At 61.8% G+C, this 15,153-nt stretch carries 14 protein-coding genes; 12 read left to right on the top strand and 2 right to left on the bottom strand.

The annotated features are described in order from the left end of the window. Nucleotides 1–13 precede the first annotated feature (13 nt). Nucleotides 14–1,834, bottom strand: coding sequence for a YbaL family putative K(+) efflux transporter (ybaL, locus tag FFM53_RS09740; protein WP_138334388.1), 1,821 nt, complete (start codon nucleotides 1,832–1,834; stop codon nucleotides 14–16). Between the two features lie 34 nt (nucleotides 1,835–1,868). Between ybaL and FFM53_RS09735 the strand changes: the two genes are divergently transcribed. Then, a complete protein-coding gene (locus FFM53_RS09735) occupies nucleotides 1,869–2,168 on the top strand; it encodes a helix-turn-helix transcriptional regulator (protein WP_138334387.1) in 300 nt (99 codons plus the stop codon). 81 nt (nucleotides 2,169–2,249) lie between these two features. On the opposite strand, the gene FFM53_RS09730 is transcribed toward FFM53_RS09735, so the two are convergent. Continuing rightward, nucleotides 2,250–3,671 carry an ArnT family glycosyltransferase gene (locus tag FFM53_RS09730; protein ID WP_138334386.1) on the bottom strand — a complete coding sequence of 474 codons (1,422 nt, stop codon included), beginning with the start codon at nucleotides 3,669–3,671 and terminating at the stop codon, nucleotides 2,250–2,252. A gap of 724 nt (nucleotides 3,672–4,395) precedes the next feature. On the opposite strand from FFM53_RS09730, the gene FFM53_RS09725 reads away from it, so the two are divergent. From FFM53_RS09725 to fliF, 11 genes are all read left to right on the top strand, one after another. Beyond that, nucleotides 4,396–6,030, top strand: a complete 1,635-nt coding sequence (locus FFM53_RS09725) for a globin-coupled sensor protein (protein WP_138334385.1) — start codon at nucleotides 4,396–4,398, stop codon at nucleotides 6,028–6,030. 63 nt (nucleotides 6,031–6,093) lie between these two features. After that, complete coding sequence (locus FFM53_RS09720; RefSeq protein ID WP_003545491.1) at nucleotides 6,094–6,390, top strand: STAS domain-containing protein; 297 nt, start codon at nucleotides 6,094–6,096, stop codon at nucleotides 6,388–6,390. Beyond that, complete coding sequence (gene cheY1, locus FFM53_RS09715; protein WP_003545492.1) at nucleotides 6,387–6,752, top strand: chemotaxis response regulator CheY1; 366 nt, start codon at nucleotides 6,387–6,389, stop codon at nucleotides 6,750–6,752. The genes FFM53_RS09720 and cheY1 overlap by 4 nt, the downstream gene beginning before the upstream one ends. Nucleotides 6,753–6,769: 17 nt before the next feature. After that, nucleotides 6,770–9,055 carry a chemotaxis protein CheA gene (locus tag FFM53_RS09710; protein WP_138388099.1) on the top strand — a complete coding sequence of 762 codons (2,286 nt, stop codon included), beginning with the start codon at nucleotides 6,770–6,772 and terminating at the stop codon, nucleotides 9,053–9,055. A gap of 4 nt (nucleotides 9,056–9,059) precedes the next feature. Next, complete coding sequence (locus FFM53_RS09705; protein WP_003545496.1) at nucleotides 9,060–9,527, top strand: chemotaxis protein CheW; 468 nt, start codon at nucleotides 9,060–9,062, stop codon at nucleotides 9,525–9,527. Continuing rightward, a complete protein-coding gene (gene cheR, locus FFM53_RS09700; protein WP_017958975.1) occupies nucleotides 9,524–10,432 on the top strand; it encodes a protein-glutamate O-methyltransferase CheR in 909 nt (302 codons plus the stop codon). The genes FFM53_RS09705 and cheR overlap by 4 nt, the downstream gene beginning before the upstream one ends. Then, the gene (gene cheB / locus FFM53_RS09695) at nucleotides 10,429–11,472 is read left to right on the top strand and encodes a protein-glutamate O-methylesterase CheB (RefSeq protein WP_017958976.1); all 1,044 of its coding nucleotides are present in this window, start codon (nucleotides 10,429–10,431) and stop codon (nucleotides 11,470–11,472) included. Before cheR ends, cheB begins: the two co-directional genes overlap by 4 nt. Continuing rightward, nucleotides 11,473–11,862: a response regulator gene (locus FFM53_RS09690; RefSeq protein WP_062942457.1), complete on the top strand. Its 390-nt coding sequence runs from the start codon at nucleotides 11,473–11,475 to the stop codon at nucleotides 11,860–11,862. Further along, nucleotides 11,859–12,413: a chemoreceptor glutamine deamidase CheD gene (cheD, locus tag FFM53_RS09685; RefSeq protein ID WP_003545509.1), complete on the top strand. Its 555-nt coding sequence runs from the start codon at nucleotides 11,859–11,861 to the stop codon at nucleotides 12,411–12,413. The genes FFM53_RS09690 and cheD overlap by 4 nt, the downstream gene beginning before the upstream one ends. A gap of 16 nt (nucleotides 12,414–12,429) precedes the next feature. Beyond that, on the top strand, nucleotides 12,430–12,819 hold the full coding sequence (gene cheT, locus FFM53_RS09680; protein WP_003545510.1) for a chemotaxis protein CheT: 390 nt from the start codon (nucleotides 12,430–12,432) through the stop codon (nucleotides 12,817–12,819). A gap of 314 nt (nucleotides 12,820–13,133) precedes the next feature. Further along, the gene (fliF, locus tag FFM53_RS09675) at nucleotides 13,134–14,825 is read left to right on the top strand and encodes a flagellar basal-body MS-ring/collar protein FliF (protein WP_138334382.1); all 1,692 of its coding nucleotides are present in this window, start codon (nucleotides 13,134–13,136) and stop codon (nucleotides 14,823–14,825) included. Nucleotides 14,826–15,153: the final 328 nt, after the last annotated feature.

Here is a 15,153-nt window from a genome sequence, read left to right as displayed (position 1 = left end):
GCGCGCCAATCTCTCATTCTCTTTCCGGCGGAGGGTCATCCGTCGGCATAATTGTATCAGGCCCATGCCCGTCTTCATAGGGCACACTCTCATGATGCACTTGAGCGAGCCGGTCAACCATGCCAAGCGCGATTTCACGCTCGCCCATGATGACGGTGTCGGCGCCATATTGCTTCAGCTCATCGACCTCGGCGTCGGAATGGGCGCGGGCGACGATGAGGATCGATGGATTGACGCTGCGGGCCTGCTCGATGATGCGGCAGGCTTCGAAGGCGTTCGGGATGGCGATGGCAATGCTGCGGGCGCCAGAGAGATTGGCAAGGTCGAGCGTTTCCCGCATCACCGCATTGCCCGACAGAGTTTCGATACCCTGCGCCTTCAGTTCGCCGATGCGCTTGTCGGAGTCCTCGATGACGAGAAAAGGTGTGGCTGACGACTTGAGATTCTGTCCGACGATGCTGCCAACCCGCCCGTAGCCGACGAGAATGGCGTGGCCGCTGAGAGCGGTCGGGTGCACCTCGTCGTCTTCGGGCGGCATCTCCTCCTGCGCCGCTATCGCATCTGCAGCGGGAGCAGGGTCTGCCACGACATCTTCCCGCTTTGCACCATCCAGCAGCGGCCGCATGCGGTCGCAAAGGAAGAACAGCAGCGGATTGAGGATGATCGAGATGATGGCGCCGGCAAGGATCAGATCGCGGCCTTCCTCCGGCAGCAGCCCCAGTTCGACGCCGAGGGCGGCGAGGATGAAGGAGAATTCGCCGATCTGGCCGAGGCTGGCCGAAATCGTCAGCGCCGTACTGAGCGGCTTCTTGAAGGCGAGCACGATGAGGAGCGCGGCGACGGACTTGCCGATGACGATGATGAAGATGGTGGCAAGGATCGGCAGCGGTTTGTCGATCAGGATGTTCGGATCGAACAGCATGCCGACCGAGACGAAGAACAGTACGGCAAAGGCGTCGCGCAGCGGCAGGCTTTCCTGTGCGGCGCGATGGCTGAGCTCGCTTTCGGCAAGCACCATGCCGGCAAAGAAGGCGCCGAGCGCCAGCGACACGCCGAAGAGCTTCGCCGCTCCGAAGGCGACGCCGAGCGCGATCGCCAGGACGCCCAGCCGGAAGAGTTCGCGCGAACCGGTATGGGCGATGCGGTGCATCGTCCAGGGAATGAGCTTGCGGCCGAAAACCAGCATCAGCGCCACGAACAGCGCCACCTTCACCAGCGTCATGGCGATCATGCCGCCGATGCCGAGATCGAGGCCGAACAGGCGGCTCAGCGCGGCCGACAGCGGCTCGACGGGAGCGTGACCCTCACCGCCGATGCTGGCTGCGGCCGGGATCAGCACCAGCGCCAGCACCATGGCGAGATCCTCGACGATCAGCCAGCCGACGGCGATCCTGCCGCGCTCCGTCTCGACCAGGCGCCGCTCCTGCAGCGCCTTCAGCAGCACGACGGTGGAAGCGACCGAAAGCGCCAGGCCGAAGACCAGGCTGCCGCCGGTCGACCAGCCCATGAAGGCGCCGAGCCCCCAGCCGAGCAATGTCGCAAAAGCGATCTGCACGATCGCGCCCGGCACGGCGATGCCGCGCACCGACAGCAGGTCTTTCAGGGAGAAATGCAGCCCGACGCCGAACATCAGCAGGATGACGCCGATTTCGGCAAGCTCCGGCGCAAGGTTCTGATCTGCCACATAACCCGGCGTATGTGGCCCCACGAGCACGCCGGCGATCAGATAACCGACGAGCGGCGGCATCCGCAGCCGATGGGCGAAGGCGCCGAAGATGAAAGCCAGCACAAGGCCGCCGACGATTGTCGAAATCAAGGGCGTATCGTGTGGCATCATTGTCTCCCGATCTGGAAATCCCGTTCGTAATATGACATATATGGGTTATATCGACCAATATGGGCAACTTGAAATCATGGGTCAAGGCGCAAGAGAAACAATTCTCACTCCCGCTCTCTGCCGCGCGGCGCGCGGCCTGCTGGACTGGACCCAGACAGACCTTGCTGAAAAGGCCGCCGTCTCGCGCAGCACCATCCGCGATTACGAGGGCCGGCACCACGACATCCATCGTGCGACGGAGGCGCAGCTGCGCCTCGCCTTCGAGGAAGGCGGCGTCAAATTCGTGGAGATCGAAGGGACGGGCACCGGTCTCTGCCTGCCCACTGCCTAATAAAATGATGCAGCAATACAAAGTGTTACCGCGCCGCGCCTCTGAAAAAAGCTTGGCGCTGTCATAAAACGGGCTGAAACCTCAGGGCGCCAGGCAGGTGGCAGAGACCTTGTAGATGGAAAGCGTCTTACCCTTGTAGTTGCCCTCCGTCGGCTGCCAGTTCTTCAGCACCTCGGGCGTCTCGGTGGCGCAGGTAAAGGCCCCGTCCGTTAGGAAAAGCACCTTGCCGGTGATGCCGGCGGGCAGAGCGAATTCCTGCTCGTAATAGCTTTCCGGAAGGCCGGCGGGCGCTCGCGCATAGATCCTGTCGGATGCATCCCGCAGCGTATAGAAAAGATCGGCGACCATGTCGCGATTGTCGGTGACGATAATGTCGGTGCCGGCCTGAGCTGCGAGTGCTGCGGCCTCGCGGCTGACCTCGGCGCGGCCGAGATAGCGCTTCATCAGCGCGTCGCCGTTCGGCAGCAGCAACTGATGCGGAAAGATCGTCGCCAGCGGAAAGAGCAGGCTGGCGATGCCGTTGATGGTGAGCGACAGCCTGAGCCCCTTCGGCCACTTCAGGTAGAGCAGCCAGACGGCAAGGATGGTGCCTGCGACATAGGCGGTCACCGCCCAGTTGGCATAGGCCTTGGCGACCGTTGCCTGCAGCGTGATGAGCAGCACGACCGGCATCGACAGCCAGACCAGCATCTTTTCCCGATCGTCGCTCCTGCCTCTGATCATCCGGTAGACCGCCCAGAGCATCGCAAAGAAGATGATCGGCCCGACGACGCCGAATTGGGCGGAGAAGAATTCAAGCCCGCGACGGAGATTGATGCCGAGTTCGCTCCAATGGGCGATGTCCTGGGTATGTCGCACCGTCGTGTTGTCGTGCTGCAGGTTCCACCAGAGGTTCGGCAGGGCGACGACCGCCGCGACCGCGACCGCGATGATGAAATCGCGAATGGCGATGCGGGCCGCCGGAATGAGGAGGAGGGCAATCGCTCCGCCCGGAACGACGAACAGCACGGCATATTTCGTCAGGAAGGCGAGGCCGACGCCAAGGCCCATGACGAGCGCCAGCCCGACCGAGCGCCGCTGCGTCAGGCCGAAATAGGCAAGCAAGGCGATCGCGATGAAGAACAGCAGGATCACGTCGGTCGAGAAGAACACCGAAGAAAGCGCCACACCGGGGAGCGTGATGTAAGTGGCGCCCGTCCAGCCTTCGATCTCCGGCCCGACGAAACGTTTTGCCGTCTTCATCAGCACCAGTGCTGCTGCCATGTGGATCAGCGGTCCGAGCAGCCTGATCCAATAGATGGCGTTGGAGCCGGAAAGCTCGGTCATCGCCCGGATCACCCACGCAATCATCGGCGGCTTGGAATAATAGCCGAGGTCGAGGTTTTGCGACCAGAACCAGTACTGCGCCTCGTCGACGAAAAGGTCCGTCGTATCGAAATTGAGCATGACGACGCGCCAGAGCGTGAAGCCAAGAACGATGAGGAGACCAGATCTGGGGGACATGAACCGATAGTTCCGCTGACATGAAAGGCGCGAGTGCGATACACCAAAGGTGCCGGACTGCCAACGGGAAGGGTGGGTCTAAAGCATGTCACGCAAAACTGTGCAGCGGTTTTGCGACAACGACATGGTGGAAATAAAGCCTAAAGCGCGCGGAGCGTATCTGAAAGATTGCGACGCGTTTAGAACACCCGAAGGGCGCGGATGTCGCGGTTTGCGGCGATGGAATCGAGGCGGGCGACGGCAGCAAGCAGCGTCATTGCAATCAAGCAGGCACCCAATCCGAGAACAATCATTGCTCTGTCCTTGTCGACGTCATGTCTTGGTTATCGACCGGCATATAACACGGAGCTTGCGTGTGCCTTGTAGCAGCCATGCAACTCCGCAACAGTATTTGCTGCGAACTGCCTTGAATTGCTTGAAAAGCCTGTCCTCCGAAAGGCTTATTAACCTTCAAGCAAGGAATTAACCATAAACATTGGTCTACACGTCGGAATGGGAAGATGCACTCGTTCCCACCAGGCATGACGCCGTCCCGCCGTACCGGGTTGATCCGGTATCCATCTCTTCAGACAGCTCCGAAACATAGCTGATCAGGGGGCTTCGCTCCGCCGGTTGTAACCGGTGGTGAGGACCGTCTCAACGCTTCGCGTTCATCGGATGCTGCACAAGTTTTTGGCCGGGCTTTCGCCCGGAAAGTGGTTGGGGACAGGCGTTGAGGCAGGACATGCCATCAGATCAGGCTCGTGGAGCGCAGGCAGGCAGCTTGCGCGACCGCCTGCGCTTTGCCGGTCTCGATGCCGACCAGTGCGAGCTGGTGCGCCGTAACCGGCCGGCGCTTGAAGCCCATCTGAAGGCGGGCCTCAGGGATCTCTTCCACCGGTTCCAGTCATTCCCAGACGCCTCGCGCAATTTCGAGAGCGAGCGCCAGGTCGAGCGCCTGCACGATCTGCAATCTTCGCATTGGGACGTGCTGACGGATGCACGGTTCGACAGCCTCTATGCCGAGCGCGTCAAGGTTCTCTCCGATACCGAAAGCAAGATGGGTCTTGACCCGCGCTGGCACGTGGCCGGCCATGGCGTCATGCTGGAGCATCTCGTTTCCGGCCTCGCCGAAGAGATCGCCGGCCGTCCACTGCTGCCGTCGGCCAAGCGCCGCACCCGCGAAATCTCCGACCTGATGACGGCGATCATCCGCATCGTCATGGTCGATGTGGAAATTGCCGTCTCGCTCCGCTTCAATGCGCTGCGCGCCGGGGAGCAGCGCGCGCTCGCCGATCAGCGCGCCGCCAACGAGGCCGAAATCATCCGGATCTTCGGCGATGTCATCGACGGCCTGTCCGCACGCGACCTGACGCGACGCGCGCCGGTCGACAGCGACGGCGCCTATGGCGGCATCGCTGTCGCGCTGAACAGTGCATTGGATGGCCTCCAGGCCGAATTCACCACTATTACCGAGCGCACGGTCAAGGCCGAAGCGGCGACGGGCTCACTTGCGGGTCTGTCGCGGCAGTTTGCAAGCACGGCGTCCGGCCAGGCCGACCGGCTGCAGCTTTCCGCCGCTGCCCTTGCCGGCATCGCCGGCAGTGTGCGCGACGGCGCCGCCGACAGCCGCGCTGCCGAACAGGCGGCCGCCACGACGCGCGCTGCCGTCGAGGAAAGCGGCGAGGTCGTCGGCCGCGCGATCAGCGCCATGGCCGATATCGAGCAGTCGGCCGAAAAGATCGGCCAGATCATCGGCGCGATCGACGAGATCGCCTTCCAGACCAATCTTCTGGCGCTGAATGCCGGCATCGAGGCCGCCCGCGCCGGCGATTCCGGCCGCGGTTTTGCCGTCGTCGCCCAGGAAGTCCGCGCCCTTGCCCAGCGTTCGGCCGAAGCCGCCCGCGAGATCAAAACCCTGGTGACGACGACCAAGGCGCAGGTCGATGCCGGCGTGCAGATGGTTGGCCGCACACAGGATTCGATCGGCAGCATCGTGCGTCAGGTCACCGACATCAACGCCGCCATATCAGGCATCGCCACCCGAACCGGCGAACATGCCGCAAGCCTCGACAGCGTGACAGCCGACGTCAAGGGCCTGGGTGGCGAGGTGGCCGATAGCGCCGGCCTTGCGGAGCGCTCGGCCGAAGGCGCCGACCACCTCCACACCGTCATTCTCGAGCTCGGCCAGACGATTCGCGAATTCCGCATCGCCCGGGAAAACGCCACTGCCGGGCGCCCGGCGCCGGTGCGCGTGACACCGCCGCGCGCCCTTGAGGGCGCTACCCGCCCGGCACCGGTCGTCGACGAATACGAAAATGAAGATTTTGGCCTTCCACAGCCCTTCGCAAGCGTCGGAGGTGGGCGGAATGTTTACTAACCTATCGGATGATTGCCTCAGCCTGTCTTTTCGGGCCGGGGACAAGGGGACAAGGAAAAGCTGATGGCAGCAAAGAAGAGTGGCAAAACGCTGGATTTGACAGCGGTGCTCGACCTCAACGAGGCTTCCGCCTTGCGCGATAAACTCCTTTCTCTCCGGGGTAGCGGTCTTTCGATAGACGCTTCCGGCGTCGAACGGATCGGTGCGCTTTGCGCCCAGGTTCTGATGTCCGCCGAGAAGACCTGGGAGCAGGACAAGCAGCCGTTCACCTTCTCCAAGGTGTCCGACGCATTTCAGAAAACCATGCAGCTGGTTGGCGTCAATATTGACCACCTGCTTGCCAAGGAGATTCGGCAATGAAGAAAAAAGTGCTGACCGTGGATGATTCCCGCACCATCCGAAACATGCTTCTCGTGACGCTGAACAATGCCGGCTTCGAGACGATCCAGGCGGAAGACGGCATCGAGGGCCTCGAGGTTCTCGAAGAGTCCAATCCCGACGTCATCGTGACCGACATCAACATGCCGCGCCTCGACGGTTTCGGCTTCATCGAAGGTGTCCGCCGCAACGAGAAATATCGGGCGATCCCGATCCTGGTCCTGACCACCGAAAGCGACGCGGAAAAGAAGAACCGCGCCCGCCAGGCCGGTGCCACGGGCTGGATCGTCAAGCCTTTCGACCCGGCCAAGCTGATCGATGCCATTGAGCGTGTAACCGCTTAAACCCAGGATTTGCTCCTATGGATATGAACGAAATCAAAGAGATCTTTTTCCAGGAGTGCGAGGAACAGCTCGCCGAGTTGGAATCCGGTCTTCTGAAATTGAATGATGGCGATCGCGATCCGGAAACCGTCAATGCGGTGTTCCGTGCCGTGCATTCGATCAAGGGTGGCGCCGGCGCCTTCGGCCTTGACGATCTGGTCGCCTTCGCCCATGTCTTCGAGACCACTCTCGATTGCGTTCGATCCAACAAGCTTGAGCCGAACCAGGATGTCCTGAAGGTGATGCTGAAGTCGGCCGACGTGCTCGCCGACCTGACGAATGCTGCGCGCGACGGCGGCAGCGTCGATGAAAGCCGCAGCCGCGGCCTCGTCAAGGAGCTCGAGGCGCTGGCCAACGGCGAATTGCCGTCTCCCTCTGCGTCAGCCGAGGCGCCCGCGCCGAAGGCCGCCGCAAAGGCAGCATCGGCCGCTCCGGCGCCGACCCCCAAGCCGACGGACGACAGCGGCTTCCAGCCGGTCCCCTTTTCCTTCGACGATTTTGGCGGCGAAGACGATGCGGGCGGCATGCCGACCTATGAAGTCATCTTCAAGCCGCGCTACGAGCTCTATTCCAAGGGCAATGACGCCACCCTGCTGCTGCGTGATCTCTCGCGCCTGGGTGAAATGACGATCTATTGCAATACGGATGACCTGCCGGGCCTTGAGGAACTCGATCCGGAAGGCGCTTATTTCTTCTGGAACGTCACGATCAAGACGGACAAGGGCGAGGACGCCATCCGCACCGTCTTCGAATTCGCCGAGTGGGATTGCGAACTGACGGTCAAGCCGGTCGAAGAAGCAAGGGCTGACGCGACCAGCAACGACGAACTGCCGATGGTACCGGTTCCCTTCGATCTGTCGATCCTGGACGAAACGGGCGCAATGGAAGAGGTTTCCGCCGGAGACGCGCGGGCCGAGGAGACGGCTGCAGCCGTTGCCGCCGCCGAGACTGCCTCCAACGTCACGCAGATTGTCGCCGCCCGCGTCGAGAAGAAGGAATCGGCAGCCGCCGCAGCGGCCGCAGCAAGTGCCGCCGCCCAGAACAATGCCGCCGGTGCCGGCCAGACCATCCGCGTCGATCTCGACCGTGTCGACCGCCTCATCAACCTCGTCGGCGAATTGGTCATCAACCAGGCGATGCTGTCGCAGAGCGTCATCGAGAATGATACGACCGGCACCTCCTCGATCAATATGGGCCTCGAGGAGTTGCAGCAGCTCACCCGCGAGATCCAGGACTCGGTCATGGCGATCCGTGCGCAGCCGGTGAAGCCGGTCTTCCAGCGCATGTCGCGTATCGTTCGCGAAATCGCCGACATGACCGGCAAGTCGATCCGCCTGATCACCGAAGGTGAAAACACCGAAGTCGACAAGACGGTCATCGACAAGCTGGCCGAACCGCTGACCCACATGATCCGCAATGCCGTCGACCACGGCATCGAAACGCCCGAAAAGCGTGCAGCCGCCGGCAAGAACACCGAAGGCACGGTCCGCCTGACCGCCAAGCATCGTTCGGGACGCATCCTGATCGAGCTTGCCGACGACGGCGCCGGCATCAACCGCGAGAAGGTCCGTCAGAAGGCGATCGACAACGACCTCATCCCGGCCGATTCCAACCTGTCGGACGAGGAAATCGACAACCTGATCTTCCTGCCGGGCTTCTCGACGGCCGATAAGATCTCAGACATCTCCGGCCGCGGCGTCGGCATGGACGTCGTCAAGCGTTCGATCCAGGCGCTCGGCGGCCGCATCAACATCACCTCGAAGCCGGGTCACGGCTCGGTCTTCACCATGAGCCTGCCGCTGACGCTCGCCGTCCTCGACGGCATGGTGGTCACCGTCGCCGGCCAGACGCTGGTCGTGCCGCTGACGGCAATCGTCGAAACCCTGCAGCCGGAAGCGGCCGCGATCCACTCCTTCGGTGCGAACCACCGGCTGATCTCGATCCGCAACAGCTTCTGCCCGCTGGTCGATGTCGGCCGCATCCTGAACTTCCGCGCGACGCAGGCCAATCCGGTCGAGGGCGTGGCGCTTCTGGTGGAATCCGAAGGCGGCGGCCAGCGCGCCCTGATGGTCGACGCCATCCAGGGTCAGCGCCAGGTGGTCATCAAGAGCCTGGAAGCGAACTACACCCATGTGCCGGGCATTGCCGCCGCCACCATCCTCGGTGACGGGCGCGTCGCTCTCATCCTCGATGTCGACGCGGTCGTCGGCGCCTCGCGCGGCCAGTCGCTCAAAGCGGAAATGTCTTTAGCAGCGGTGGGATAAGGGAATGTCGTACACTGTAAAAAATCTGAACGAGGGGGATCGCGAGCTGATCGCGTTCCGCATCGGGGATCAGGAATTTTGCGTGAACATCATGTCGGTTCGCGAAATCCGCGGCTGGACCCCGGCAACCGCGATGCCGCATTCGCCTGGCTATATGCTGGGTGTCATCAACCTGCGCGGCGCGGTGCTGCCGATCATCGATCTTGCGGCCCGGCTCGGCATGAAGCCGGCCGATCCGACTGCCCGTCATGTCATCATCGTCGCCCAGGTCCGGCGCAAGGTTGTCGGCCTGCTGGTCGATGCCGTTTCCGATATCCTGACGGTGACCGACGAAACCATCCAGCCGACGCCCGAGATCTCCTCCGAACTCGAGCGTCAATTTGCCCGCGGCGTTCTCGCCATCGAGAAGCGCATGATCTGCCTGATCGAACTCGAATCCCTCTTTCCAGAGACCGAAAGCGAAGCCGCATGAGTGTAATGGGCGCAAAAGATCAGAGGCAGGGATCCGACGAGGTCCTGGCAAGCGGAGAATATCCGCTGACGCGCCGCGACCTCACTGAGATCGCCGCGATGATCTATTCAGATGCCGGCATCTTCCTCAACGAGACGAAGGCGTCGCTCGTCTATTCGCGCCTGTCGAAGCATATCCGCAATCTCGGCCTGTCCGGCTTCCGGGAGTATTGCGACCTCGTCGCCTCGCCGGCGGGTGCTGCGCCGCGCCGCGAGATGCTCTCGCATCTGACGACCAATTTTACCCGCTTCTTTCGCGAAAACCACCATTTCGACCATCTGCGCGACCATGTCCTGCCGGAGCTTCTGCAGCGGGCGAGATCGGGCGGCAGGGTGCGCATCTGGTCGGCTGCCTCTTCCGACGGGCAGGAACCCTATTCGATCGCGCTGACGGTGCTGTCGCTGATGCCGAATGTCGCCGATTACGACTTCAAGATCCTGGCGACCGACATCGATCCGAAGATCCTCGCGATCGCCCGCGCCGGCGCCTATGACGAAAATGCGCTCGAAACCGTGTCACCGGCCATGCGCAAGCAATGGTTCAGCGAAGTTGAGGTGCAGGGCCGCAGGAAGTTCCAGGTCGACGACCGCGTGAAGCGGCTGATCACCTACAACGAGCTGAACCTGATGGCGCAATGGCCGTTCAAGGGCAAGTTCGACGTCATCTTCTGCCGCAACGTCGTCATCTATTTCGACGAGCCGACGCAGATGAAGATCTGGCAGCGTTTTGCCGGTCTGCTGCCGGAGGGCGGTCATCTCTATATCGGCCATTCCGAGCGTGTTTCGGGTGAGGCAAAACACGTCTTCGACAATATCGGCATCACGACCTATCGCTATACGGCCAAAGGTCTCGGGAGGAAGGCATGAGCGCTCCGGCAAGAGTTCTCGTTGTTGACGACTCGCCGACGATGCGGGGCCTGATCACCGCCGTGCTGAGTTCCGACCCCGAGGTCAACGTCATCGGCCAGGCCGGCGACGCTCTGGAAGCGCGCGAGGCGATCAAGCGGCTGAACCCCGACGTCCTGACGCTCGACATCGAGATGCCGAACATGAACGGCCTCGATTTCCTCGAAAAGATCATGACGCTGCGTCCGATGCCGGTCATCATGGTATCCACGATGACCCATCGCGGCGCCGAGGCGACGCTTGCGGCGCTGGAGATCGGCGCGTTCGACTGTGTCGGCAAGCCGGCGCCGGGCGAACTCAGGCCTTTCGGCGACCTCGCCGAGAAGGTCAAGGCAGCCGCCCGCACGCAACGCCAGTATTCCCAGCCCGTCGCTGCCGTCGCGCCACCACCCTCGGTCGCCGACTTCCGCGTCGGCCGCAAGATCGTCGCGATCGGCTCGTCGACCGGCGGCGTCGAGGCACTCATTGCCGTGCTGCAGAAATTTCCGGCGAATTGCCCGCCGACCGTCATCACCCAGCATATGCCGCCGACCTTCACCAAGAGCTTTGCCGAACGGCTGAACCGCCTCTGTGCGCCGGTGGTGCAGGAAGCGACCGACGGCGCCCGGCTCGAAATCGGCAAGATCTATCTGGCCCCCGGCGGCGAGCGGCACCTGCAGGTCAGTGGTGCCTCGGCACCGTGCTGCCGTCTCATCGACCGCGCGCCGGTCAACGGTCACCGCCCCTCGGTGGACGTGCTGTTCGATTCGGTCGCGGAACTGGCGGGCCGCAACGCTGTCGGCGTGATTTTGACCGGAATGGGCCGCGATGGCGCCGCCGGATTGTTGAAAATGCGCCACGCCGGCGCCAGAACCCTCGGCCAGAACGAAAAAACCTGTGTCGTTTACGGAATGCCAAGGGTTGCTCATGAACTTGGCGCCGTTGAGCAGCAGCTGCCGCTGTCTGCCATCGGTGAAGAAATATTGAAAATGACAGCCGCCCGAAAGGAAGGGACCGAATAAATGTCGATCGCGGAGAAAATCAAAGTTCTGATCGTCGACGATCAGGTAACGAGCCGGTTGCTGCTCAGTGACGCGCTGACCCAGCTCGGTTTCAAGCAGATCACGTCGGCCGGCGACGGTGAGCAGGGCATGAAGATCATGTCCGAGCAGCCGCACCACCTGGTGATCTCGGACTTCAACATGCCGAAGATGGATGGCATCGGCTTCCTTCAGGCGGTGCGCACCAACCCCAACACCAAGAAGGCGGCCTTCATCATCCTGACCGCCCAGGGCGACCGCGCACTGGTGCAGAAGGCGGCTCAGCTCGGCGCCAACAACGTGCTCGCCAAGCCATTCACGATCGAGAAGATGAAAGCGGCGATCGAAGCCGTGTTTGGAGCCCTGAAATGATCACTGAGGGGGCAGCCCGCCGCGTGCACATCATTCAGGGCGAGTACAAGGTTCTGAACGATCCGAATGCGGTCCTCTCGACCATTCTCGGTTCGTGCGTGGCTGCGTGCCTCAGAGATCCTGTCGCCGGTGTCGGCGGCATGAACCACTTTCTGCTGCCCGGTTCGGCGACGTCGCCGACATCAGGCGGCGATGCAACGCGGTACGGCGTGCATCTGATGGAACTGCTGATCAACGGTCTCCTGAAGCAGGGCGCCCGGCGCGACCGGCTGGAGGCAAAGATCTTCGGCGGCGCGAAGACGATCTCGACATTCTCCAATGTCGGTGAGCAGAACGCGGCCTTCGCCGTGCAGTTCCTCAGGGATGAAGGCATTCCGGTGGTCGGTTCCTCGACCGGCGGAGAACACGGACGCAAGCTTGAATATTGGCCGGTCTCCGGTCGTGCCCGGCAATACCCCCTGACCGGCGCCGAAACGCAGAGAACCGTCGCTCTCGAGCAGCGCCCCGCCGCTCCGCAGAAACCCGTCGAAACCAGTATCGAATTTTTTTGATGGCGAGGATTTTCATATGACATTTACCCAGATGATGGAGCCGCCTGCGCCTGTCGAAGCGCTGAGCGACATCCTGATGCGCATCGTGTCCGAACTGCACGATGTCGCCTACCTCATCGAGCGCATCGAGCCGCAGCTTCTCGAAATCGGCGGCGCCGAAATCCTGAATTCGCCGGATGCCATGAAGGTCATGCAGGGCATTGATCTGGCCGTGCAGAAATCGCGCGGCCTTGCTGAATTCATCGATACCATCACCGGCGAAATCCCGCACGGCTGGGCAGTCGACGTCGCAACCGCGCTCAGCCTCGTCAAGCTGGCAGAGATGCAGAAGGCATTGGGCGGCGCCACACGCCACGGCCACTCCCAGCCATTGAGCAAGGCAGCCGGTGACTTCGATTTCTTCTAAAGCGCGTCGCGATCTTTCAGATTCGTTCCTCGCGCTTTAGGTCTTTGTTTTTACGCATGTCGTTGTCGCAAAACCGCCGTACACTTTTGCGCGACATGCTTTAGAACGCCCCCGTTTTTCTCCGAGTCACGGAAACGCTCTCTCCTTGTTCTTGCGCAATTCCGGACGCAAAACCGCTGCGCAGTTTGGCTGGAATTACTTTAGGCCTTTTCACTCCCGCACGCTCTCACGAAACGCTCGCACAAGTTTCGCCGACTATTCGTCTGATGAGGCAATAAGCCTGCTTTGTCTTTGACGGATCGTGCGAGAACAGAATGAATCTGTTAAATCAATTAGTTCAGATCTTTAAGAACTTCGGTTCCCTGGGCCGAACACGCCTGATGATTCTTGGAGGCGTCGGTGCCGTTTCCATTGCAATCATCCTTGCGGCCGCCCTTTTCGTCAACAAGCCGGCACAGGAAACGCTCTATGTCGGGCTGGACTCACCGGATCTCAACCAGATCAGCATGGCGCTTGCCGAAGCCAACATCAATTTCCAGGTCGGCACGGACGGCACCAGCATCAGCGTTCCCGCGGGGATGACGGGCAAGGCCCGCCTGATGCTCGCCGAGCGCGGCCTGCCGAACAGCGCCAATGCCGGTTATGAACTCTTCGACAATGTCGGCTCCCTCGGCCTGACCTCCTTCATGCAGGAGGTAACGCGGGTTCGAGCGCTGGAAGGCGAAATCGCCCGTACCATCCAGTCGATCTCGGGTATAACAGCCGCGCGCGTCCATATCGTCATGCCGGAGGTTGGCAACTTCCGGAAGGCGGAGCAGAAACCGACCGCATCCGTCATGATTCGCGCCAGCGCCACCACCGGGCGCAGCGCGGCGACCTCGATCCGCCATCTCGTCGCCTCGGCCGTGCCGGGGCTCGACGTCGATGACGTGACCATCCTCGATTCCGCCGGCCAGTTGCTCGCTTCCGGCGACGAGGCGAGCAACAGCTCGCTGAACCGCTCGCTCAACATCGTCCAGAACGTTCAGCAGGAAGTCGAATCCAACATCGACAAAGCTCTGGCACCCTTCCTCGGCATGGACAACTTCCGCTCCAGCGTCACCGCCGATCTCAACACCGACGCCCAGCAGATCCAGGAAACGACCTACGATCCCGAATCCAAGGTCGAACGCTCGGTCCGCTCGACGAAGGAAGCTCAGCAGTCGCAGCAGAAGCAGTCCGATAGCGCGACGACGGTCGAGCAGAACATTCCGCAGGCGGCTCCCGAGGCCGGCGGTTCCGCCGGGCCTGAATCGCAAGACAAGTCCGACAAGCGCGAAGAGCAGACCAACTACGAAATCAACAGCAAGACGACGGCGACGACCCGCAGCAGCTACAAGGTCGAAAAGCTTTCGATCGCCGTGGTGGTCAACAAGGGCCGCATCGCCAAGATGGTCGGTGAGCCCGCCGATCAGACCAAGGTCGACGCCTATCTTGCCGAAATGCAGAAGATCGTCGCTTCGGCGGCCGGCATCGACGCCAAGCGCGGCGACGTCGTCACCGTGACGGCCATGGACTTCCTCGAGAACCAGTTGCTCGAAGACGCCACCGGTGGCGTCCGCGTCATGGACATGCTGAGCCGCAACCTTGCCGGCATTATCAACTCACTCGCCTTTGTCGCGGTCGCCTTCGTGGTGGTCTGGATGGGCCTGCGGCCCCTGGTGCGCAGCATCAACGGCAACGGCAGCTCCGCGGCTTTCGGCGACGCGACGCCGGAAGCGGCCGGCCTCGAGCTTCCGGACTTCGCGCCTGCATCGGGAGCGCCCGGTGGCGCTCTCATGGACGGCTTCGGGTCCGACTTCGGCTTCGACAGTACCGAGGACCTGCTCAGCCTCGGCGACGACGATGGAAACTTCAATCGTCGCGTCAAGGAAGGCCCGGAACGCAAGCTTTCCCGTATGGTCGAGATCAACGAGGAACGCGCCGCGAAAATCCTCAGGAAATGGGCGATCGACGAAGCAGCGTAAAGGAAAGGCCGGGCAACCGGCCTTTTTTCATGTCGATACCGAAGCTGGATCCCAATCGCTGTTTGCTGAAAAGCCGTGACTGGAAATGCGAAAGACCCGACCACTGAAATGCGGCTGTAGGGCGATATGATGAGACGGACTCGCGTAAAACGCGAAGCAAGTTGCGATACCGCCAGAATCACCTTAGCCTCCCTATATCTTGAAGGCTGGAACGAGCGGTCGAATCAGTGCATTGGCGACAGCGAAAGTAAATCCCTAGAAGTCGGAGATGGTGATTTGCATCGACTGGCTTACCCTTGGGTGATTCGAAATGGGATTCGAGCGGGAC

Source organism: Rhizobium indicum (assembly GCF_005862305.2).
GTDB classification, from domain to species: Bacteria; Pseudomonadota; Alphaproteobacteria; order Rhizobiales; family Rhizobiaceae; genus Rhizobium; species Rhizobium indicum.
The sequence above is the reverse complement of the archived record's forward strand: the minus strand, read 5'-3'. Positions and strand labels throughout refer to the sequence as shown.

What these genes read in the sequence shown, in the direction of transcription:
- ybaL (WP_138334388.1), bottom strand. Translation starts at nt 1,834, where the DNA reads ATGCCACACGATACGCCCTTGATTTCGACAATCGTCGGCGGCCTTGTG.
- FFM53_RS09735 (WP_138334387.1), top strand. Translation starts at nt 1,869, where the DNA reads ATGACATATATGGGTTATATCGACCAATATGGGCAACTTGAAATCATG.
- FFM53_RS09730 (WP_138334386.1), bottom strand. Translation starts at nt 3,671, where the DNA reads ATGTCCCCCAGATCTGGTCTCCTCATCGTTCTTGGCTTCACGCTCTGG.
- FFM53_RS09725 (WP_138334385.1), top strand. Translation starts at nt 4,396, where the DNA reads ATGCCATCAGATCAGGCTCGTGGAGCGCAGGCAGGCAGCTTGCGCGAC.
- FFM53_RS09720 (WP_003545491.1), top strand. Translation starts at nt 6,094, where the DNA reads ATGGCAGCAAAGAAGAGTGGCAAAACGCTGGATTTGACAGCGGTGCTC.
- cheY1 (WP_003545492.1), top strand. Translation starts at nt 6,387, where the DNA reads ATGAAGAAAAAAGTGCTGACCGTGGATGATTCCCGCACCATCCGAAAC.
- FFM53_RS09710 (WP_138388099.1), top strand. Translation starts at nt 6,770, where the DNA reads ATGGATATGAACGAAATCAAAGAGATCTTTTTCCAGGAGTGCGAGGAA.
- FFM53_RS09705 (WP_003545496.1), top strand. Translation starts at nt 9,060, where the DNA reads ATGTCGTACACTGTAAAAAATCTGAACGAGGGGGATCGCGAGCTGATC.
- cheR (WP_017958975.1), top strand. Translation starts at nt 9,524, where the DNA reads ATGAGTGTAATGGGCGCAAAAGATCAGAGGCAGGGATCCGACGAGGTC.
- cheB (WP_017958976.1), top strand. Translation starts at nt 10,429, where the DNA reads ATGAGCGCTCCGGCAAGAGTTCTCGTTGTTGACGACTCGCCGACGATG.
- FFM53_RS09690 (WP_062942457.1), top strand. Translation starts at nt 11,473, where the DNA reads ATGTCGATCGCGGAGAAAATCAAAGTTCTGATCGTCGACGATCAGGTA.
- cheD (WP_003545509.1), top strand. Translation starts at nt 11,859, where the DNA reads ATGATCACTGAGGGGGCAGCCCGCCGCGTGCACATCATTCAGGGCGAG.
- cheT (WP_003545510.1), top strand. Translation starts at nt 12,430, where the DNA reads ATGACATTTACCCAGATGATGGAGCCGCCTGCGCCTGTCGAAGCGCTG.
- fliF (WP_138334382.1), top strand. Translation starts at nt 13,134, where the DNA reads ATGAATCTGTTAAATCAATTAGTTCAGATCTTTAAGAACTTCGGTTCC.